This window comes from Aquimarina amphilecti, assembly GCF_900109375.1.
Classification (GTDB): domain Bacteria; phylum Bacteroidota; class Bacteroidia; order Flavobacteriales; family Flavobacteriaceae; genus Aquimarina; species Aquimarina amphilecti.
The window spans coordinates 690,935-712,619 of sequence record NZ_FOAB01000002.1 but is presented as its reverse complement, the minus strand read 5'-3'; the positions used below and the strand labels follow the sequence as shown (position 1 = coordinate 712,619).

General features: G+C 33.0%; 20 protein-coding genes. 11 read left to right on the top strand and 9 right to left on the bottom strand.

Going from position 1 to position 21,685, the window contains the following annotated elements:
- Nucleotides 1–45: 45 nt before the first annotated feature.
- Nucleotides 46–909: a YitT family protein gene (locus BMY33_RS07460; protein ID WP_091407232.1), complete on the top strand. Its 864-nt coding sequence runs from the start codon at nt 46–48 to the stop codon at nt 907–909.
- 81 nt (nt 910–990) lie between these two features.
- Here BMY33_RS07460 and BMY33_RS07455 read toward each other — a convergent pair whose 3' ends face one another.
- The 4 genes from BMY33_RS07455 to BMY33_RS07435 all read right to left on the bottom strand — a co-directional run bounded on the left by BMY33_RS07455 (nt 991) and on the right by BMY33_RS07435 (nt 5,707).
- The gene (locus BMY33_RS07455) at nt 991–1,956 is read right to left on the bottom strand and encodes a sodium-dependent bicarbonate transport family permease (RefSeq protein ID WP_091407142.1); all 966 of its coding nucleotides are present in this window, start codon (nt 1,954–1,956) and stop codon (nt 991–993) included.
- Between the two features lie 55 nt (nt 1,957–2,011).
- Nucleotides 2,012–2,299, bottom strand: a complete 288-nt coding sequence (locus tag BMY33_RS07450; RefSeq protein ID WP_091407140.1) for a hypothetical protein — start codon at nt 2,297–2,299, stop codon at nt 2,012–2,014.
- A 506-nt stretch (nt 2,300–2,805) separates the two neighbouring features.
- Nucleotides 2,806–3,819 carry a heme-binding protein gene (locus tag BMY33_RS07440; protein ID WP_211482380.1) on the bottom strand — a complete coding sequence of 338 codons (1,014 nt, stop codon included), beginning with the start codon at nt 3,817–3,819 and terminating at the stop codon, nt 2,806–2,808.
- Between the two features lie 52 nt (nt 3,820–3,871).
- Nucleotides 3,872–5,707 (bottom strand): FAD-dependent oxidoreductase, encoded by a 1,836-nt coding sequence (locus BMY33_RS07435; RefSeq protein ID WP_091407137.1) that lies wholly within the window; start codon nt 5,705–5,707, stop codon nt 3,872–3,874.
- Nucleotides 5,708–5,922: 215 nt separating this feature from the next.
- Here BMY33_RS07435 and BMY33_RS07430 point away from each other — a divergent pair, with 215 nt between their 5' ends.
- From BMY33_RS07430 to BMY33_RS07390, 9 genes are all read left to right on the top strand, one after another.
- Complete coding sequence (locus BMY33_RS07430) at nt 5,923–8,220, top strand: tyrosinase family protein (RefSeq protein WP_139195608.1); 2,298 nt, start codon at nt 5,923–5,925, stop codon at nt 8,218–8,220.
- Between the two features lie 16 nt (nt 8,221–8,236).
- Entirely contained in the window at nt 8,237–10,450 is a 2,214-nt protein-coding gene (locus BMY33_RS07425) for a LodA/GoxA family CTQ-dependent oxidase (RefSeq protein ID WP_091407133.1), read from the top strand.
- 6 nt (nt 10,451–10,456) lie between these two features.
- A complete protein-coding gene (locus tag BMY33_RS07420; protein ID WP_091407132.1) occupies nt 10,457–10,900 on the top strand; it encodes a hypothetical protein in 444 nt (147 codons plus the stop codon).
- Nucleotides 10,900–12,042, top strand: coding sequence for an NAD(P)/FAD-dependent oxidoreductase (locus BMY33_RS07415; protein WP_091407130.1), 1,143 nt, complete (start codon nt 10,900–10,902; stop codon nt 12,040–12,042). Before BMY33_RS07420 ends, BMY33_RS07415 begins: the two co-directional genes overlap by 1 nt.
- Before the next feature lie 21 nt (nt 12,043–12,063).
- Nucleotides 12,064–13,683 (top strand): hypothetical protein, encoded by a 1,620-nt coding sequence (locus BMY33_RS07410; RefSeq protein ID WP_091407128.1) that lies wholly within the window; start codon nt 12,064–12,066, stop codon nt 13,681–13,683.
- A 113-nt stretch (nt 13,684–13,796) separates the two neighbouring features.
- The gene (locus BMY33_RS07405; RefSeq protein ID WP_091407127.1) at nt 13,797–14,231 is read left to right on the top strand and encodes a hypothetical protein; all 435 of its coding nucleotides are present in this window, start codon (nt 13,797–13,799) and stop codon (nt 14,229–14,231) included.
- 64 nt (nt 14,232–14,295) lie between these two features.
- Entirely contained in the window at nt 14,296–15,192 is an 897-nt protein-coding gene (locus tag BMY33_RS07400; protein WP_091407125.1) for a metallophosphoesterase, read from the top strand.
- A 13-nt stretch (nt 15,193–15,205) separates the two neighbouring features.
- Nucleotides 15,206–16,384 carry a helix-turn-helix domain-containing protein gene (locus BMY33_RS07395; RefSeq protein ID WP_091407123.1) on the top strand — a complete coding sequence of 393 codons (1,179 nt, stop codon included), beginning with the start codon at nt 15,206–15,208 and terminating at the stop codon, nt 16,382–16,384.
- Between the two features lie 109 nt (nt 16,385–16,493).
- Complete coding sequence (locus tag BMY33_RS07390) at nt 16,494–17,621, top strand: acyltransferase family protein (RefSeq protein ID WP_211482379.1); 1,128 nt, start codon at nt 16,494–16,496, stop codon at nt 17,619–17,621.
- Here BMY33_RS07390 and BMY33_RS07385 read toward each other — a convergent pair.
- From BMY33_RS07385 to BMY33_RS07375, 3 genes are all read right to left on the bottom strand, one after another.
- Nucleotides 17,618–18,172: a hypothetical protein gene (locus tag BMY33_RS07385; protein WP_091407121.1), complete on the bottom strand. Its 555-nt coding sequence runs from the start codon at nt 18,170–18,172 to the stop codon at nt 17,618–17,620. The two genes, BMY33_RS07390 and BMY33_RS07385, sit on opposite strands and share 4 nt — an antisense overlap.
- Before the next feature lie 106 nt (nt 18,173–18,278).
- On the bottom strand, nt 18,279–18,518 hold the full coding sequence (locus BMY33_RS07380) for a NifU family protein (RefSeq protein ID WP_091407120.1): 240 nt from the start codon (nt 18,516–18,518) through the stop codon (nt 18,279–18,281).
- Nucleotides 18,519–18,521: 3 nt separating this feature from the next.
- A complete protein-coding gene (locus tag BMY33_RS07375) occupies nt 18,522–19,664 on the bottom strand; it encodes an Mrp/NBP35 family ATP-binding protein (RefSeq protein WP_091407118.1) in 1,143 nt (380 codons plus the stop codon).
- A 94-nt stretch (nt 19,665–19,758) separates the two neighbouring features.
- On the opposite strand from BMY33_RS07375, the gene BMY33_RS07370 reads away from it, so the two are divergent.
- Entirely contained in the window at nt 19,759–20,688 is a 930-nt protein-coding gene (locus BMY33_RS07370) for an outer membrane beta-barrel protein (RefSeq protein WP_091407117.1), read from the top strand.
- A 23-nt stretch (nt 20,689–20,711) separates the two neighbouring features.
- On the opposite strand, the gene BMY33_RS07365 is transcribed toward BMY33_RS07370, so the two are convergent.
- Entirely contained in the window at nt 20,712–21,050 is a 339-nt protein-coding gene (locus BMY33_RS07365; protein WP_091407115.1) for an MGMT family protein, read from the bottom strand.
- A complete protein-coding gene (locus BMY33_RS07360) occupies nt 21,040–21,675 on the bottom strand; it encodes a LysE family translocator (RefSeq protein WP_091407114.1) in 636 nt (211 codons plus the stop codon). The genes BMY33_RS07365 and BMY33_RS07360 overlap by 11 nt, the downstream gene beginning before the upstream one ends.
- Nucleotides 21,676–21,685 lie beyond the last annotated feature (10 nt).

Below are 21,685 nucleotides of genomic sequence, written 5' to 3'. Positions count from 1 at the left end.
TTGTATATGAAAGGGTTAGTTAAAATCCTTTGTAAAACTACAAAAATGACCAAAGCATTTATTTCTAAATTATCCGAATATTTTCAAATTTCTGTTGGTGTAATACTCGCCAGTGTTGGGCTAAAAGCATTCTTATTGCCAAATGGTTTTTTAGATGGAGGAATTACTGGTATTGCGATCCTACTCAATTCTACTTTAAATATTAATACTTCTATTATTCTAATTATATTAAGTATTCCCTTTTTAATTGTCGCTTATTTTTCAATTTCAAGAATTATGGTAATCAAATCTATCGTAGCGATCATTGGTCTTGCTATTTCTATACAATTAGAAACTTTTGATGTCGTTACAGATGATAAGCTTCTTATATCGATATTTGGCGGGTTGTTTCTTGGTTTAGGAATAGGAATTACTATAAAAAATGGTGCTGTTTTAGATGGATCCGAAATACTAGGTATTTATATCAATAATGCTTTTGGTATAAGTATTGGGAAAGTTATTTTATTATTTAACTTCATATTATTTTCTATCACTGCCATTATAGTATCTAAGGAGACTGCAATGTATTCCATTTTAACTTTTTTGATAACTGCAAAAATAACAGACCTTACTATTGAAGGTTTTGAAGATTTTATCGGTGTAATGATTGTCTCTAAGAAATCTAAAGAAATAAAAAACGCAATCAAGGAAAAACTAGGAGCTGGGATGACTGTATTTCAGGGCGTAAATGGATATGGTAATAATGGTCCTACAGAAAATTTCGAAGTGATTCAAACTGTAATAAATAGATTTGAAATTAGAAAAATAAATAGAATTATTGATACCATAGACCCTGATGCTTTTACTGTAGAATATGATGTAAACAAGATTAAAGGAGGCATTTTAAGAAGATATCTTCATAAAAAATAACTACTCTACTTCTACATAAATATCAATAAAAAGGTTCAAGAGTAAACTACTTGAACCTTTTTGAAAATTTATGAATTACTATTAGTTAAATATCTGTACTAAATATAAATATAGTGGTAATCCTATTGTAATATTAAATGGAAAAGTTACTGCTAATGCCATCGGAACATAAAGACCTGGATTAGCTTTTGGCGCAACTAACCTCATTGCTGCCGGTACTGCTATATAAGAAGCACTAGCTGCTAATATTGCCAATAAAAACCTGTTTCCAATACTTTCAATAAAAGTGGTACTGATTAAAGCTACTAGAATCCCATTAAATAATGGAATTACTATAGAAAACAATACTGCGAACCAACCCTTTTTAAGGAAAGAAGAGATCTTTTTTCCACTTGTAATCCCCATATCCAATAGGAAAACGGCCAAAAACCCTTTAAAAATATCGGTTGTAAATGGTTTAATACCTGCTGCTTGTTGTTCACTTGCTAAAAAACCTACTACCAGACTTCCCATAATTAGTAATACACTTCCATTAGTTAATGCATGTTTTAAAACCTTCCCCAATGGAATAGCATCCTTGGCGTTCTTATTCATTATAGACATCAAAAGAACACCTATCATAATAGAAGGTGCCTCCATAATTGCCATAACAGCAACCATATGCCCACCAAACGAGACCTGTTCCATTTCTAAAAAAGAAAGTGCGGTTACAAAAGTTACCGCACTGACTGAACCATAGGACGCTGCTATCGCACCCGAATTTTCTATACTATACTTTCGCCTCAGAATAAAAAATGTGTATATCGGCACAACCAGTGCCAATACTACTCCAAAAACAAGAGACCATATAATCTCTAATGTTAATTCACTATGGGAAAGTTCTTGACCACCTTTAAAACCAATAGACAATAATAAATACAGAGAAATAAATTTTGATGAATTTCCTGGGATTTCTAAATCACTCTTTAATCGTACTGCTATAATTCCTAAGAAAAAAAATAACAACGCAGGATTAGTTAAATTATCAATTAATAAATGTAAATCCATAATAAAAACAATACTATCTACCTTTTAACTTTAGATACGTTTAAGACGTATCTGACTATTTTTTAATTAAAGTAATTTGGATATCGCTCTCGATCTGTAACGCTAAACCTTCTCTTCTTGCTTCCATGATAGCCTCTCTGATCGATTCTTTTGCTTTAATTAATTCATTTATTCTATTATATAATTGTGGTGTATCATCATTACAATTTTGCTCTGTAATAGATAACCTCTGTAGCTTGTGAAAATTAATTTTCTTATCTATAAAAATGTTAAGGATATCTGATGCTTCCGACGGGCTAAAAACCCCATCCATTAGTTTAACTTTTTGATCTGTAAGTACCATAATTTCTATTTTTACTAATTATTATTTGTATTAATTTTTAAATATATTTTAGTTTTTTTATTCTTCGTATCACTGACACTTTGTAAAGCAAAAGCAACTAACATCACGAAGCCTGATATTAAAAGTTCTTTCATAAATAAGTAATTCTGTAAAGAGGATAAAAAGAGCATTACAATAAATAAACCAGTAAGAATAATTTTATTGACAATTTTCATTTACAATGATATTTAGTTTAAAAATTAGATTTCTATTCATAATTTAATTAGCTTAAAATCAATTAATTATATAGATTTTACCTAAAACTTTTTTACGTGAAACTTTTTCAATCTGCGTACAAAAGTGAGAACATTATTTCATATATTTTTATTTATATTTTCAATACAAAGCATAAATTTATTTTATAATAAAGATTTTTATTATATGTAAAAAACCATCCTCTCTCATAGTGTTATTCATAAAAAAAGCCACATAGACATGTGGCTTTTTAATAATGTTAAATAATAACTCTACTTCTTAGTCAATGTATTACACGTGATATGCGGAAACTTAATAATAGTTCCATTAATTGGGATATCCATCAAAATTGTTTGATTATATGATAACTGCGTAAACTCTCCTCCTTGTGTAAACGCCTGTAACCAATAGTTAGCATTATAATCTATCACATTTGCTTTTTGTTTCTCAAATGGAATATTAGTAACTGCACCTTTAGCCGCAGGATTTTCTGTATCAACTCCCCATTGAATATATTGAGTACAAGGATTAGCTGAAATCCCATCTTGCAAAGGCTTATTAGGATTATTGTTTAAATCAGGAAAAGGATTTCCAACACTTTTTACTGAATATTGAGTAGTGTCTATTCCTGATGGAATAATAGTTTTTGGATAATTATTAATAGGAGCATTGCCCTTCTGAATATAAGAGCTCGGATATCCTTTAATTCCTCCTTGTGCTAAAATTGAATTTCCGTGAGGTACTGAAATTTGTTTTGCAACATTTGTCGTCACCGATTGATCTGGTATTGATCCCTTATGTGGTACTACTGGAGTACTTGCATAGGGTTCTTCGGACTGAGGTCCAGTTACTAAGAATAACCAAGATCCATTTTCCGCATGAACCAATCTATCTTTAGCAGGTCCATCCGCAAAATAAATACGCTGCTCGTAAAAGAGTACATTCGCATTTTGAATATAATCACCTCCTCTATTTGGAGCAGTTCCATTAATAGGTGAAAAGGTAATTTCTTCATAGTATTTAAAGTTCTTGAGAATATATCCAGATGATTCGGAAACAGTAGGTAATGGCATAATATTATACGAATAAGGGGTTGCCGTCCCTCCTTTACTTGTAGATCCTAAATTTTTATTTGTCCAAGTACCAATTAAATGACTCAGTGGCCCTAAACCACTAACATTTGAAGTTGGATTGATCTGCTTTGGTTCGTTAATTAAAGTATTCGGGAAAATTGGTGGTGTTATACCTGAAGTTTTTCCTATATAGGTTGTATCTTTCTCTGACATGATAGTACATTTTAAAAGTTAAAATATTGTGTAAGTTTATTTACTGTTTTACTTATCCCCAATGTCCTCTGGAGATCCTCAAAGAAGTTTTTCCTTTCTTATCATCTTTTGTTTCCACAGGACTTGTGCAAGGAGTATTAGTCATTGGTTTAATAGCTCCATTAGAAATTTTACCTAATGCTAAATCAGAAGATCTCAGCGAGCCATTTACCCAACCTTGCATGTCGGAAATAGCTTCATTACACATATAAAACCCAGGTAATGGATTTGATAGATACTCTATCGTTTTCTTATCATCCACATTCAATTGCCATTGATGATATGCATGTTCAAAATCATCCTCTCCGTTCCATAATCTATAGCTAGTAAAAATAGGATCTGGTATATTCGTCACTCCAAATAATAATCCCATTTGTTTTCTAGCTTCTGCAACTACTGCTTGTGATGCAGGAAAAACAGTTTGTGATTCCATTTCATTATATTTTTCTTGTAGTGGTGAAGAAAATTTTGGACCAATATTTTGTAATCCTTTCCAAAAATTAGTGTTGTTAAAATCGCAATACAATGTCAACGCTGCTGGTTCTTCTCCGCTTATAATAGAAACTGTACCTTTTTTATGATCTACTTCTAAATCTTCTACAGAGTAGAACGGATATATAGAATTAATTGGTAGATCGGTAAAGTTAGGCCCAAACTCAATATTAGGTCTTCCTGTTGATCCAGTATACCACCAAGCTTCTCTAAAATAGAAATTAATTTTCATCAAATTCATACCTAATACCCCATTAATACTTTCCCATAATTTCATGGAATCATATTTCTTAGAAGATGCGTGAAGCGCTGGAGATTTAATAAATAATGCTTTGAATCCTGTAGAAGCAATTGCAGAAATAATTTGCTTAGTTTTTATCGTCTTGTACTTGCCTCCAGGAATATTTGGTTTTGAGTTTTCCCCTTCTGTAGCTTCCGTAGCGTATATAGTAAAATCATCTTCATCGCCATGTATACTATCTATATTGGTGCTCAAATAAATACTAACCTTACCCTCTAGTTCTTTCTTAATAGCATCAGGTAGTGTACTAAATCCATATTTAAAAGTATAATATGTTGGATCTTTAGGGAAATCAGCCAGAATCTGCCATGCATCCCCTGCATTTGGTAATGATTTAAAAGGACCAGCGAATCCAATAGTATTGGTAAGCATCTCTATGCATTCTTCAGAATACCCCATATCTCTTAGTAATCCCCATAATTGCCATTCATTCATCGGAACCCCTTTCCACTTAAACTGTAATCTGAATTTTTGCCAATATTCTGGCGTTTGATCTTCCTCCAGTATTATATCATTTGCTTCTAGAATTCGATTATAAGCATTTGTTACAATCTGTACTGGACTTAGTCCTATCTCTTGTGGTGCTAAATCATATAATTGACTCCATATCGTATTACCTCCTGCATTAGCTTCTTCAAGAGAAAAACTATGACCTCTAATACAAAATCGATTTGTATCATCAGTACTTGACATAGGAAATGGAACAATCTCATCACAAATTTTTAGAGCGCCATTAAGAGTCATCAACTCTTCCATGTTATAATTAAAACGCATCCCTCCTTGTTCTTCTTTTACAAGATCAATTTGTACTTGATCATAAAAATTACTGATTCCATTTTCATCAGAAACTTTATGGTTTCCTCTGATAGGAATCAAATCTGATTGTAGCCGTCCTCCTGTTCGGTTAAGGCGTTCATATATTGCAATCTTCTTTCCTTTATAGTTAGGATGATTGATCAATCGATATGCACAATACAAGCCAGAAATACCTGCTCCAATAATGGCAATATCAATATCATCATGATCTGGAATTTCACTAAATGTTACGATAGACATGTTTTTCAAGATTTAAAAGTTGTTATTTTTTCATCGGGGATTTCCCCAAAGTTCTATCATTATTCTATATCAAAAAAAGCGTATAAACCCCTGTTTTTATACCTTCAAATAATTTATTTCAAAAAACAAATCTCTCTTCAAGCCATCAAAAACATTGATAAAAAAGCAAAACAGGTGTTTTTACCTATACCGAAATTTCCCCTATAAATATAACTTTGAGAAACAAGATCTCAACTAATACACAACACACAAATATGTCTGGTAAAAAGAAAAGAAAATCTCAATATGAACAGGTCAAAGAGATCCTCAATACATTACAGGGAAAAACAGTTCCCAGTTATCAAGGATTGCACGCTTTTTGGTTAGATCCCGAAACTTTTATTACTTCATCTTTATATGGGCAGCGACTAATTGCTCCTAAAGAAAGTTCCGATTCTAGTCAGACATCTCACGGATGTTGTGGATCCAACGACTCTTCTTCTAAATCCGTCACTGTCAAACAATCTTCAAAAAATAGTGGAGGATGCTGTAATTCAGAAAAGAGCACTTCTGATATCGCTTCATTAGATCCAGCTGTTACTTCGGTGCAGCAACCACCTATAACAACATCTATAGGAGATTGTTGGCCATCTGGAGGTTCAGGCGGAGGTGGTGGAGGTAGTCCAAGTCAAAAACGAAGTGATCAATCTGCTATTATCATAGGATTGAAAGGACATTACCCTTTTGATGGTAGTATTTTTCCAAAATTATTATGGGATGCTACTGCTGTTGCTTCTATAGATCAGATACAAATCATTTCCAATTGGATCGATGCCGATTGTCCACTTACACTAGAAGAAGAACACGAAAAAGCGGCAAAAATAACAGAGGCCTCTACAACCAATTCAAGATTGGCTTTAGCTAATGGAGAATTACTTCATCAAGTATCTACAAATAAAACTAACCAAGATCATAGAGACAATAAAGGTCTTACTATTAGAAAAGAGGTGAGCTCTCTAACCCCAGATGAGCTTAGCACCTTTAGAGATGCGCTGAACTGTATGTTTCAATACACCGATTATTGGCAAGATGAAAGAAGTTTTGATTATTGGGCTAGAATTCATACCGACTCTTGTCAGCACGGATGGGAACAGTTTACCACGTGGCATAGGATGTATTTATATTTTTTCGAGCAAAAATTACAAGATTATGATCAAAACATTGCCTTACCATATTGGTCGTGGACAGATTATGCCGATCAAAACAAAAACACATTTAATAACAAAAAATACGATCTAGGTGTTCTTCCTGAAGCTTATGGATGTTATCTAACTCAAAAAGGCTTAGATAAACTAAAGGATAAAAAAACTTCTGAAGGTAAATCCATCTTAAACAAGAAAGAAATATCAGCTTTAGAAAAGATTGTAAAAAAAGGAACTGTATATAATTCTGGATTACGTTTCTTAAAAGCTGCAGGAATTCCGTATGAAATCATCAATGTAAATAATGTAGCCGTATGGTCAGATAAAATACGAGCTATTTATGATACTCTTAAAGAAACTAACCCTTTATGGTTTCCGAATAGATGGCCAGGATCTATGGGGCCACTCTCTCAATATCCTACTAAAAAAGATATAAACTTACTTCTTTCACTAGATAATTTTGGTGATTTTGGTGGAGGACCTTCCTATGATCATCACTATGGATCTTTAGAAAAAGTGCATAATGGTATGCATAATTTTTCTGGAGGTACTAATCCCACATATCCTGACAATAGCGATGAATGGAAAAAAAAGTATCAAAAGTTAAATCTTACTCCTGACCCTCAAAGTAAGGAGAATCCAATTTATGGATGGATGACAGATAATCGAATTACGGCTTTTGATCCTTTATTTTGGGCGCATCATTCTAATGTAGATCGTATCTGGGCAAGATGGCAAGAACTTCATAATGGAACACCACAAGAAGTGAATGCAGTTCTAGCTCCTTGGTCTATGACAGTTCAGGACACCTTGAGTATTCAAAAACTTGGATATACTTATATGAAAGACTCTGTATTCTATGATGTCTCAAGTAAAGTAGGATTAGTAAAATTTAATAGCGCTCCTACTCAGGTTTCTACAAATACATTAGATACTCATCGTAAAGCTGAGATTAAAATTCATAGAGTTCAACGAGGAAACTTACAAAATGCTCGAATCCGAGTATTTTTAAATACTCCAGATGCCACTGTTGATACTCCTACAAAAGGGAATGATCACTTTATAGAAGAAATTACAACATTCCATGGAAGCTGTTATGGAGGCCCCGGACATTGTAATTTACCATTAGACAAAACACGACAGTTCGATCAAAGGCAATTACATCACCACGAACCTAGAAATTATAAAATTAACGCTACAGATGCAGTACAAAGCATGCTAAATAACGGCGCAAAAGACATTACCATACAACTAGTGATTATTGGTATTGATGGAAATCAGATAGATAATGCTGTATACATCGATGGTGTATCCTTAAACTTCATGGACTAAATTAAAGCAACACATAATGGATAATACATATACTACTTTTAAAATTCATCCTAGTATCGGGATTGCAAGACTCGGTAATACTGATGATGACTTCTACCTAACCCCCGAACAACCGGGAACGCGACCAATAGCTTGTGATGAAATGGGAAGAGAACAAAAAGATTCAAAAGGGAATCCAATACGAGTAAGCTCTTTTAAAGATGATAATGACCTATCCAAAATAAAAAAACAGGCAGCTCGATTTAGAATATTTGCTTACACCAGTGAAGACGACGTGGAAGGAAAAGAAATCAAAGTTGGAGGCACTTATAATTTCATTTATCAAACGGCTGTAACCGCACCAAGAATGGTGGAAGGAAAAGTTACAGATATAGATTGGACTGTTCATTTAGCAAACAAGAAAGCTTCTTGGTATGAATTTCAGGAAACAGATGGGCAAGAAGGATACGCTCCTAATCATCCTCTTCGCAATCCTGAGGTAACTCAACCAGATTTACGTAGACAACTCATCATTGACCCAGGGCCACTTACAGTTAATCTCAAAAATAATAAAGGCGCCTTTGCAAAGTTTGGTTCGCTAAGTAAAAAAATGGATGCCAGCAAATATAAAAAGGTATCATATCCACAAACATTTCCTCCTTCAGATATCCAACCAAATTCTATTGAAACCCTAGGAAATTTATTAGTGAATGAACAGGAAAAAAATATTCGACTTATTGTTTTAGGAGGAAATGGTAATTCTGGATCAACAAATACTCCAGTTATCGAAAGTTTTGTAAACAATGATGGCTGGTTTGATGATATTTCTGATGGGCCTGTAACAGCAAAAATCGAATATACATTTACAGATATAACCTACGATGGTGATAAAGAAATAAAAACAAAAACTTCTGGAACCATGGATGTACAGGTTCCAGCTTGGGTTGTTGTTGGGTATCCAAGATATGTTCCCGAAATGGAAGATATGATCACAATGGATGAAAAAATGTATGATCTTTTTGTTCGTAAAATGGCATATGATCCGCAAGTATTTGGCGTACCTCCTTTTACTCAGGAAAACAATAGTCCTAAAACTCCGGAAGAATTTGATATTTGGAGAAATGAAGCGCATTATAACCCGAATTATTACCCAAAGTTTTATAAAGAATTATGGCCACAATTGCGTAGACCAGATGATTTTAAATACACCTTTGTTTTTGACTTTTTTGGTGGCGGTGATCCCCATAATCGTGGAACTGGTGGAAACTTAAACTATGAAACGCTTTCGATCCCTCCAAAAAATGGAGAAGATCCATATTATAGACTTAGACAGTTTGTACTTGGAATCATGAGGCGAACAGATCAACTCAACGACTATGAGGTAGAAGGAAACTACAATGCTACCTCTAATAAGCCACGTTTGATGCCTATGCTTAGCGGAAACAATCCATTAAGTAATACTGCTCCCGAGAAATTTCTTTCTATGACAGAAACCCAATTATTTTTTCTAAAACAATGGGCTAACGGAAAGTTTGTAAATGAGTGTGATGAATGGGGTGAAAGTAATAAAAAATGTACAAATCCTTGGGCAAATCCTCCTGTAACAGGAGTTGGTATTAATCGCGGTGTTTTGAGTAATGTACTTGGAGGAGCATTTTGTCCTGGAGGAGAGCTTTCGTGGATTGTAGATAATCCAGCTATTTATAGTGAACCTTATAGAATTAAACACGCTACCTACATCGTTGGAGGGCTAAGTATTCCTCAACCGATTGCTAGTACCGATGGTAGTGCCGCTCCTAACCTGGCTGAAGGTTTGGAACCTGGAGATCTTACCAAATATATAGGTATTCCTTGGCAAGCAGATTTTCATGAATGTACTTTTCAGAATATCAATGTCACTTATGAAAAATGGAACAATATTTATCCCGAATCAACAGGTGATCCAGTAGAGCAGCAAATAGCATATAATATCCCTTGGTGGCCAGCGCATAGACCAATTGTTGTTCCGGAATCTTTAAATGGTTCACAAGTATACTGGGCATCTGGAATTCCTAATAATAAAGCTGGTGACTTACAAATGGTTCAAGCATGGAAAGACCTTGGGTTTTTAATTGCAGATGGAACAGGAATTACAAGACAGTTCTATCAGGTAGAACGAAACAATGAGGCACTTGGTGATCCAGTAAAACCAGGGGATCGAGTATTAGGACAAAGTTTTGGAGAATCAAATAAAGAAAATAATAAAAATTAAATCATTATGAATACAACGATTAATTCAGTTCCCGAAATCCTAACTGGAATATGGACTTATAGAAGTTTTCTTAGTAATCCTGATTTAGATGCAGACTTTGATTCATTAGAGTTCGGAAGAGGAAACATAAAAATAAATGAAGCTCCAATGCAAACACTAGATGGTTTGATATATGGCCCTGGTTGGGAATTAAAATTAAATGGCTCCATTGGATATGGAAACCCTTTCACACTTCAGTTCCAAGGAAAGGGAATTGTAGGTGGTGCAGAGTGGATCTACAATTATTTAGGCTACTATGTTCCTAACTGGATGAATGGAGTTAATCAACGTCCAGCTATCGTAGGATCTATTGTTAGAGAGATACCTCATCCAACAGGACCGAACGGAAAATCTACTGCTCCTGCTGGAGTAGTAGCACAATGGATTGCTGTAAAACAAGATCCAAGTTAATGAATCCAAATCAACCGATATATGATGTAATTATTATAGGTGCAGGTGTTGCCGGATGTGCTACAGCAATTGCTTTAAAAAAAGAGGCTCCACATCTCAAAATTGCAATTATTGAGCGTACTTCTGAAATAAACGTAGAGGATCTAACGATTCATAAAATTGGAGAAACATTGCCTCCACATGCATCTCAACAACTACAAAACTTAGGTATATGGGAATCTTTTCTGAACTGTAATTTTATTAATGCCTATGGAACCTCCGCGGCTTGGGGTTCTTCAGAGTTATATCATAATGAGTATATATTCTCTCCTTATGGATATGGGTGGCATTTAAATAGACTCGTATTTGATCAATTTATGATTAGAGAAGCACAAATGAGAGATGTAAGCTTTTACTTTGAGACCAGTATTATATCTTCAGAGAAAAAAACTAAACATTGGCTTTTACAAACCAATACTAAAATAGCTATTACGTCCAGTTTTGTAATTGATGCTACTGGTAAAAAAGCCGCATTTTCTAATCTTCAGAATTCTACCAAAATACGAGAAGACCAAATGGTTGGAATTTATCGTTTTTACAATTTAAAAGATCATCATAGTAATACTAACGGAATAGGAAATGGAACATGTGTAGAAACTGATCAAAATGGTTGGTGGTATAGCGCTACTTTACCAAATGAAACCGTAGTACTTGGATATATGACAGATGCAGATATAGCTAATCAATTACAGCTACGGAAAAAAGAATCTTTTAATAATTTTTTACATAATACCAAACACACTAGTAGTAGAATTAAAGATGCGACATACCTCTCACTACCTAAAGTAGTGTCTGCGCATACACAGTATCTTACTGCCGTTACTGGTAGTTCATGGTTAGCAGTTGGCGACGCCGCTTCCAGTTATGATCCTATTTCATCTTTAGGGATTTTCAAATCTCTAGCTATGAGTCAATTTGCAGCTTATGCTACCTTAGATGATCTAAAAGGAGATCAATCTGGCTTACAAAAATATCAACAAATTATTAGTAAAGATTATCTAGGATACAAAAAAAAGAGACAAGAATACTATGCTCAAGAAAATAGATATACATCATCTCTTTTTTGGAAGAGAAGACAATCTAAACAATCTTACCTTAACTAATTAACCTAAAACTTTTATATCATGAAACACACATTACAAATTTTTAAATCAGATCCATATATACTTATAAGTATTTTATGCATTTCGTTTTTACTATTCTCCTGCGATGATAAGGTAATTATAGAGGGTAATAACGATACAGCTGAAGTAACAATTAACAATGACTATAAAAAAATTCCTGCACCAATATCTTTTTCCGCAGATATTCCTGTAGATGTTAATCCTGTACTTCAACAAAAACTTAAAGACAAAAAGGAAATATTCAAGCTTAATGAAAAATTTAATGAATATAGCTGGCAGACTTTTATCGCTATTATGTGGCCCAGAGATGATAAAGGGAAACCAGCAGCAGAATTTACAGACAAAGGAACACCGACTTGGTTAGATTGGAAAGAAGCATTTCAGGTATACCGTTCTGATGGTAAAACACCTGCTCCTTGGGGAAGTCCTCGAACAGCTTCTGGATTAGGATTATCGAAGAGCATTATAGATGATACTAATGCTAGAATTGTACTTTCTTCTTCTACACCTACTAATCCAAAAAACTTTGACATTGCCGATGAAGTAGATCAGGCATTTGCTGGAAAATTATTTGATCAAAACGGAAATGTAGTGGTGTATGAAGTATTAATGAATAAAGAAGAATTCGATTATATTGTTACCAATAAACTTTATAATATAAACGGACAAACCAAATTTTCTGAAAGCGGTATCGCAAACTTCCCTAAAGGAAATTACCAAGAAAATAAACTTGGCGCTATAGAAATCAAATTTGCTTGGAAAATATTAGAAGATTCTGATATTAAAGATCGTTATTATCAAGAGGAAGGGTATATCATTGGTTCTGATGGCACTTCTTTAGTTAAGAAAGATTTAGGAATGATTGGTTTTCATATTAGTCAAAAAACTCCAACCGGAAAGCAATGGGTATGGTCCACTTTTGAACATATTGATAATCTAGATCAAAATGTAATCGAAAAAGACGGGAAAACAACAGTAGTTCCTCCTTCACTAAGAGACCCTAATTGTGAAATCTGTCCAGTGAATATAGACGTAACAAATGGCGGAACAACCTATACCCATAATAAATGGGCGCACGGAGATTTCTGGACAATTTCGAGCAGTAATACTGATATGTACTATGCTGAAAGCGATGTCATGAAAACTCAAGCTAAACGTATGGTAGCTATTCCTGTGCGTGTACAACGAGTAAATGAAAGAATGCAAACTTATTTTAAGCAACAAAAAAGTGTTTGGCAATATTATCAGTTAATTGATACTCAATACCCAACAGATCAAAACGCACTTCCTGGAAATCATACTGAGGCTAAATACAAAGTTCCTGAATCAGTAGTAAATAAACCTGGAGGTAATCCCAACTTAGCCTTACTAACCAATATTACCATGGAAACTTTTTTCCAGACAGGAAATCAATCTGCATCAAACCTAATGGAAGCTAACCCTGTAAGTGATATTACTATTTTCGGAACAGAAAGCTGTATGGGATGTCATTCCAGCGCCGGAATCTATGAATATAAAAACGGAAAATTATCGTCTGGAGATCAATTAACTGGTGATTTTAGTTGGTTACTAGGTAAAGCTCAATGGGAAGAAGGAGTTCCTAAAAAACCATCCAATTAACTGATTTGATAACAATATCAGGTAAAGTTTAAAATATCATAAAAACTTTACTCATAGAAGTAAATACCCTTTTACCCAAAATCAAGTTTAATTTTAAAAAACACAGCAGCAAAATGTACTATCCTAAAAAAAAATCTTGTTCGTGCGCCACCAAAGTTTCTAACAAACAAACTGGTAAGCATACAAAGAAAGTGAATGCTCTAAATATACTATCCGCTGTTGTGTTTTTTTTATTCCCAAAATGTGCTTTCTGTTGGGCCGCGTATGCATCCTTCTTTAGTTTTATAGGGTTTGAAAAACTAGCGTATAATTCTAAATGGAAATATATTATTCTCTTTGTTTTTCTGTTAGGTAGTGTTGTTTTAATGTGGAAACATTACAAAAATAAATCCTGGATTAATATAATATTGTACACCTCAGGGCTTTCTATTTTACTTATTGCCTATTATCTTAATTATAGTCAAAACTGGTGGTTGTATATTGTTGCTTTTTTAATGATTCTAAGTAATTTTCATTTAGAAAAAAAACAAGCGCTAAGCCATTCTTAATATTTATTAAATAGTATTCCACAAAAACATATAGTATTGTATATTTATACAAAAAGTACTACGTATGTCATCCCAATCCCGTCTGGATCGTGCTTATAAGAATGCCAAAGTCATTTCTTTTGATGACAGTTCTAAATTTGTCTTATTTAGTGATTGCCATCGAGGTGATAATAGTTTTGCGGACGAATTTGCAAATAATAGAAATATTTATTTCCACGCGCTAAAGTATTATTACAATGAGGAGTTTACTTATTGTGAATTAGGAGATGGTGATGAATTATGGGAAAACCTAAGTTTTGAAACTATTCTAAGAGCGCATAAAAATGTATATGAATTACTTCAAAAATTCTTTTTCAAAAATAGATTAGAAATGATTTGGGGAAATCATGATATGGTTTATCGTGATCCCAAATACATAAAAAAAAATCTAAGTTCCTTTTTCGATCCAAAAACTGATGAAGAAGTTCCTCTTTTTCCTAATATTGAATATCAAGAAGCACTTATATTAAGACATAAAATCACCAATCAAGATATCTTTCTATTACACGGGCATCAAGCAGATTTCATGAATTATGTAGGTTGGAGAATCAATAGGTTTTTAGTTCGTGTATTATGGAAACCCCTACAGGTAGTAGGTATTGCTGATCCTACAAGTCCAGCTAAAAATTATAAAGAAACTATTAAAGTAGAACGAAGAATTAAAAAATGGATTGCCAACCATAAAAATCAATTTACCATTATTGGTCATACCCATCGCCCTCGTTTTCCTGAAGCTGGAGAATTAGCTCTTTTTAATGATGGTAGCTGTGTGCATCCAAGATCAATCACCGGAATCGAAATAGAAAACGGTTGTATCACCCTTATCAAATGGCAAATTGCTACTACAGAAGATGGCACCCTAAAAATTATTAGAGTTCCACTTGAGGGGCCTCAGAAATTGACGGATTTCATTACAGATTAAACGATATACAGGTATGGAAAATATTCATCAAGTAATAGATCAAATACCCATATGTCATAATTTTATTTCTTATTTTATTAGTCTAGGTATCTTTCTTGGTTTGCTATTAAGTATGGTGATTTTACTCCGGACATCTAAAAAGAGTAAAGCTTTCAAAGTTTATGGATGGTCTTTACTAATACAATCCATAATTGCCACTGACATATTTTTATGCTATACTGGACTCATAAAATATGTTCCTCATTTTAACGATAGTACTGAACCCCTCGTTTTGCTTCTTGCTCCATCTATTTATCTTTTTGTAAACACCTTACTTACAAGAAAGTCAATTACTTTTAAAAAACATTGGCTTCATTTTTTACCCGCTGTTTTATACTTTTTCACACAAATACAATATTATATTCAACCAATATCCGTTAAAATTAATGCGTATTTAGGAGCATATTATCCAAATAATAAAAGAGCTATAGTACCTGATGATATGGATTATAGCTATCAATTGATTAAAGATGAATTCAGATGGTTAATTTTATTCAGTTTTGTGTTCTATATTATTTTATCCATCCGTCTTATACTAATCAATAGAAATAAAAAGAAAATCGTAAGTGCCGAAAACACACGTATTAATAAATTTGATTTTTCGAAAAACACTTCTCTTGGATTATTTGCATTTTTCCTACTCATATTTATAGTATACCTAAACTTTGAAGATGATGGTGGAGACCATTATATATTTATTTTTCATACTATTATAGTAAGTATCACTAGTATTGTATTAGTATCAGAATCTAGATTTTTTGAAAATACATGGATCGCAGATAAATACGAAACTTCTAGTTTCAAACATCAAGAAATCTCTATAAATAAAATCAAAGAATTTGTAGAAAAAGATAAATTCTATCTACAAAGTTCTGCCTCACTAAAAAAACTTGCAGAAGAGTTAAATTCAAGTTCAAATTATATATCCCAAGTCATTAATATATCTACTGGACTTAATTTTAATGATTTTATTAATCAATATAGAATTGAAACATCCAAATTACGATTAACCGATCCTAAGTACAGTCACCTAACTATAGAAGCTATAGGAAATTCTGTAGGATTCAACTCAAAATCAACATTCTACAATGCTTTCAGAAAACACGTATCGATGTCCCCTAAAGCATTTGTTACACTCAAAAAAACTACTTGAAAATAAACTAAAATGTCTAAAATTACAATTCTGCACGTAATTCCGTGAAATTTTAATACAATCCGAAAAGAAATATTTCACTTTTGAAAAAACAAATTTCTCAAAAGATATGGACAAAAATATTCGTCGTTATGACTTAGATTGGTTACGAGTTATAGTATTTGGTTTACTCATTTTTTATCACGTTGGAATGTTTTTTGTTCCTTGGGGATGGCACATTAAAAACAATGAAATTTCTGAGGGAATGCGCTGGCCAATGCTATTTTTAAATCAGTGGCGTTTGCCAATACTATTTGTTATATCAGGTATGGGAACTTATTACGCATTATCTAAACGAAGTATATGGAAGTTCAACTTAGAGCGATGCTTACGATTAGGAGTGCCGTTAATATTTGGTATGTTAGTAATAGTACCACCGCAAATTTATTTTGAAAGATTGGTTACAAATCAATTCATAGGATCCTATTTTTCATATATAACAACAGAAGCCTTTATTGGAGTTTATCCAGAAGGTAACGTAAGCTGGCATCATCTATGGTTTTTACCATACTTATTAATATTTTCTATTACTCTATCTCCTTTATTCGTAAGACTTAAGAGAAATTCATCACGATCCATTAATTGGATACAACGACAAATTCAAAAACCTTATGGATTGTTTCTATTTATAGTTCCTCTATATTTTATTGAAGCATTGATTGAACCTTTTTTCCCAGTGACACATGCGTTAATTGATGACTGGTTCAATTTCATCAACTCGATTACGTTCTTTTTGTTTGGTTTTATATTAATAGCCACAGGTAAAATATTCTGGGAATCTATAGAACGTATAAAATCTAAAGCTTTAATTATTGGTGTTATCGCATTTTCTATTCAGCTTTTTATATGGGTACAAGGAAAAGATAGCTTTCTTATTCACTTTACTGAAGCTCTTGTTAAAGTAACCAATTTATGGTCTTGGATTTTAGTGTTATTTGGATATTCGTCTAGTTATCTAAACAGCAATAATAAGATCCTCTCATATTGTAATAGAGCAGTATACCCTTTTTATATTTTGCACCAGACAATTACAATTATAATTGGATATTACTTAATGAATTTAGAATGGAGTATTGTGACCAAATTCATTATAATGATTTTAGGAACATTTTTGGGAAGTTGGGTAATCTATCATTTCTTGATATTAAAAATCCCTTTGTTGCAACCACTCTTTGGATTAAAAAAGAATAAATATTAGTCTATTGAAGTATTAGGTAGAGATAACTCATTGTCATTCGGAATGCTATATTCTGTACAAGATTCTTTTTGAAGATTATAGCTTTCGGATGAAATTTCTAGCCAATATTCATCTCCAAATAATTTAAAAAAATAACGTTTATCTACATAGACTTCAAACACATCTTGAACTTCATAATAACTATTTTCTTCAGCTATATTTCCAACCGAATCCTTAGATTTTATAGGAATGTATTTTTCTTTAAGATAATGTATATAGGTAGAATCTTTACAAAAAAGAAGGTGTTTAGGTTCTGCAGTTCCTCCATTCCAATTTATATCTCCGTTATTGATTGTAAGCTTATAACTATAACTATGGGTTGTTCCGTAATTAGAGTTTGTTATAATACCTCTATGCGTAGTATTTTTATTCTTTTTTTCTACTTCTAAATACATATCGTTCCCTAGTAGCGTATTTGTTATATCGATACGTTCTGTAGTCTTTGATCTACAACTTATAATTAAAAAAAATAATACAAAACTAAAAATCTGCACATAGGCTAATTTTTTCATGATTATACTCTTTTAGATATTTTTAGAATTGAAACTAAAAAACCACATGCTCAAGAAGATTACTTTTCTTGAGCATGTGGTTTATAAAAATTTAGTACATCTATCTTTATTCGATGTTTACAACTTCTTCAATTTGAGGAGCATATTTTTTAATAGTCATCTCAACTCCTGATTTAAGTGTCATTTGATTTACGCTACAACCTACACAAGCTCCTTCTAACTGAACTTTGACTCTCTTATCATCTTCAATACCTATCAATGAAATATTACCTCCATCACTTTCTAAAAAAGGACGAATTTCATCTAGTGCTTTCTCTACATTAATCTTTAATTCTTCAGATGTCATTTTCTATTTTTTTACTGCAGAACACCCTGCCATTGTTGTTATTTTTATTGCCTCCGTTGGTGGGAGATTTTCATTTCTATCCACAACCTCCTGAACAACATTTCTCGTTAATTCTTCGAAAGCTTTTTCTATAGGAGTCGCCGTTTGCAACGCTGCCGGTCGACCTATATCTCCAGCCTCGCGTATACTTTGCACTAAAGGTATTTCTCCTAAAAATGGAACATCAATATCTTCTGCAAGATGTTTAGCTCCTTCTTTACCAAAGATATAATATTTATTGTTAGGAAGCTCTTCTGGAGTAAAATATGCCATATTTTCTATTATTCCTAAAACAGGAACGCTTATACTGTCCTGCTGAAACATCGCAACTCCTTTTCTTGCGTCTGCTAAAGCAACATTTTGTGGAGTACTTACTACGACCGCTCCTGTAATTGGTAATGATTGCATAATCGATAAATGAATATCTCCTGTACCTGGCGGTAAATCCAACAATAAGAAATCTAACTCACCCCAAGCAGCATCAAAAATCATCTGATTTAATGCTTTTGCTGCCATTGGTCCTCTCCAAACCACCGCTTGGTTAGGTTGTGTAAAAAAACCTATCGATAATATTTTTACTCCGTAATTCTCTACAGGTTTCATTTTCGATTTATCACCTACTCTTACTGATAATGGTCGCTCATTTTCTACATCAAACATAATCGGTGCAGAAGGTCCGTAGATATCCGCATCTAATAACCCTACACTGAATCCCATTTTTGATAAAGTTACTGCTAAATTAGAAGTCACAGTAGATTTACCAACTCCTCCTTTTCCGGAAGCAACTGCAATTATATTTTTAATTCCAGGAATTGGTTTTCCCTTAATTACATTCTTTTCTGGCTCTTTAGCTGCAGGAGCCTCCACCTTGATATTTACTTTTATTTTAGCTTTTTCATATACCTTTTCATGAATAACTTTCATGATATCTACTTCTGCTCTTTTTTTAATATGCAATGCGGGTGTGGACAATTCTAAATCAACGATTACTTCATCTCCAAAAGTGATTACATTTTTTACAGCACCACTCTCCACCATATTCTTTCCCTCTCCAGCAATAGTGATCGTCTCCAAAGCTTTTAATATCTCTGATTTTTCTAACTTCATGTGTATTTTCCTTTTTCTAAAACCAATTAATCTAGACTGATTCTAATAGCAAAGATAGGCCTAAAAGTTAAGATTCTAAAACCTATAAATTGAAATGATTTATGACCATATCGATAGTAACAATATACTTGTGCATCAAAGTGGTATGATTTATGATTTATCAAGAATCTCTATGGTAAATCAATCGTCACTTATGAAACGAACAGTTATTTTTTCGTTCCTATTTATTATCGTTTCATCCTATTCTTTTAGTCAGGGGAAACTAGAAAAAGCTGAAAAAGGGTTGTATAAAGATAACACCAATTACTCATCACCTTCTAGTTCTAGAACATCATCTAGCTCATCTTATGAAAACACTTCCCTATGGGGAGGTTTGGCCATGGTTTTTATAGAAATGGGATTATACGCAACCTATTATGGTTTAATTGAAAGCCCTACGGAACAAAAGCATCTTGCTAGTAATGCATTTATTACTAAATATCCTTACCACAGCTCTAATAAAGGAAACTATTCATATAATTGGAATGGAGACACTAATCTTTCTAGAATTACTCTAACCAATCGATTTATAGCCGAAAACAATGAATTATATGGTAATCATATCAATGCGGACTTTAGATTTTTAAAAAGAGTTAGTATTGAAGCAGATTACCTACAACTATGGGAGAATAATACTTTTTTTGGAGATAATTCTCTTGCTACATTTACATTTCTAGCAAAATACCATAGGGTCCGTACAGAAAAATTTAATGCCTATTGGGGTATGGGTGCCACTTATGTTGCCGGCGAGGTAGATGAATTAGGATTTACATATGGTATCGGAGCAGAATACTTTTTTGCAAAACCGTTAAGCATAGAATTAAATTATAATCAATCACTAATTAATACGCGCTCTTCCGATAAGCTCAATGCATTACTCAATTATCATATCAATCAGTTTAAAGTTAATGGAGGATATGAATATTTGAGAATTGGTGGCATCGGTTTTTCTACATTTTCTATTGGTGTAGGGATTTTTATTTAAAAAGTTCCAGAACAGTAAAAAATCTATAATTCCTCCATTGGATCCCAGAACAGTTTTTCGAAATTTTGTATTTGATTATCAATCACCTCAACATCTTCATTTTCCAATAACTGTTGCATTAAATTTGTGCCATCAAAATGATGTTTGCCTGTTAAAACTCCTTTTCTATTTACTACTCTATGAGCAGGCACATCTTCCTGTTTACCTGAAGCATTCATTGCCCAACCTACCATTCTTGCGCTTCTAGCTGCTCCGAGATATTTAGCAATAGCTCCATAAGAAGTTACTCTACCATAAGGAATAAGTTTTGCCACTTCATAAACCCTATCAAAAAAATTGTCATTTGTATTTTTATCCTTCATCCCAAGTATATATTATTCTGGCTAAAGTTAGCATAACTAAAACCAACATTAATATTCCCATGAAATAATTAGAATATTTAGTTATAGAAGCTGTCTTCTTTTCTATTTTAAGAAAAGAAAGCACATAGAAATATAAGGTTACAAAAGTTCCAGTTCCTGCAGCAATACCAAAGACTATGATTCTTAATGCATCATATTGTATTTTACCACTAACACTCATTGCTGCCGCTATTGTACAGAAATATGGTATTGGTAATACATTGACGATGGACATCATCATTCCCTTAAAAAGACTACGTGAACCTGCGTGTTTATATACTTTGATTTTGGTTTTTCTTTGTTTCGCTTTTACAAAAAAATAAATCGCCATTAAGAAAAATATTACCGCTCCTGTTCTTAGTAGCATATTTTTTACATAAGGATTAAAAAAAATATACTTTGCAAGTAAGATCGCCAATAAAGCCTGTATAAAAACAACTGCCGAGGCACCAACTGCCACTAAGATTCCATTTTTCTTACCTCTTTCTAAACATGTCTTAGCAACAGTCATGTTAATTAATCCAGGCGGAATAACTCCTACCAAGGATGCAAAAAAAGTGACGAGAAAGAGTTTAGTAGTTTCCAAATCGATGACG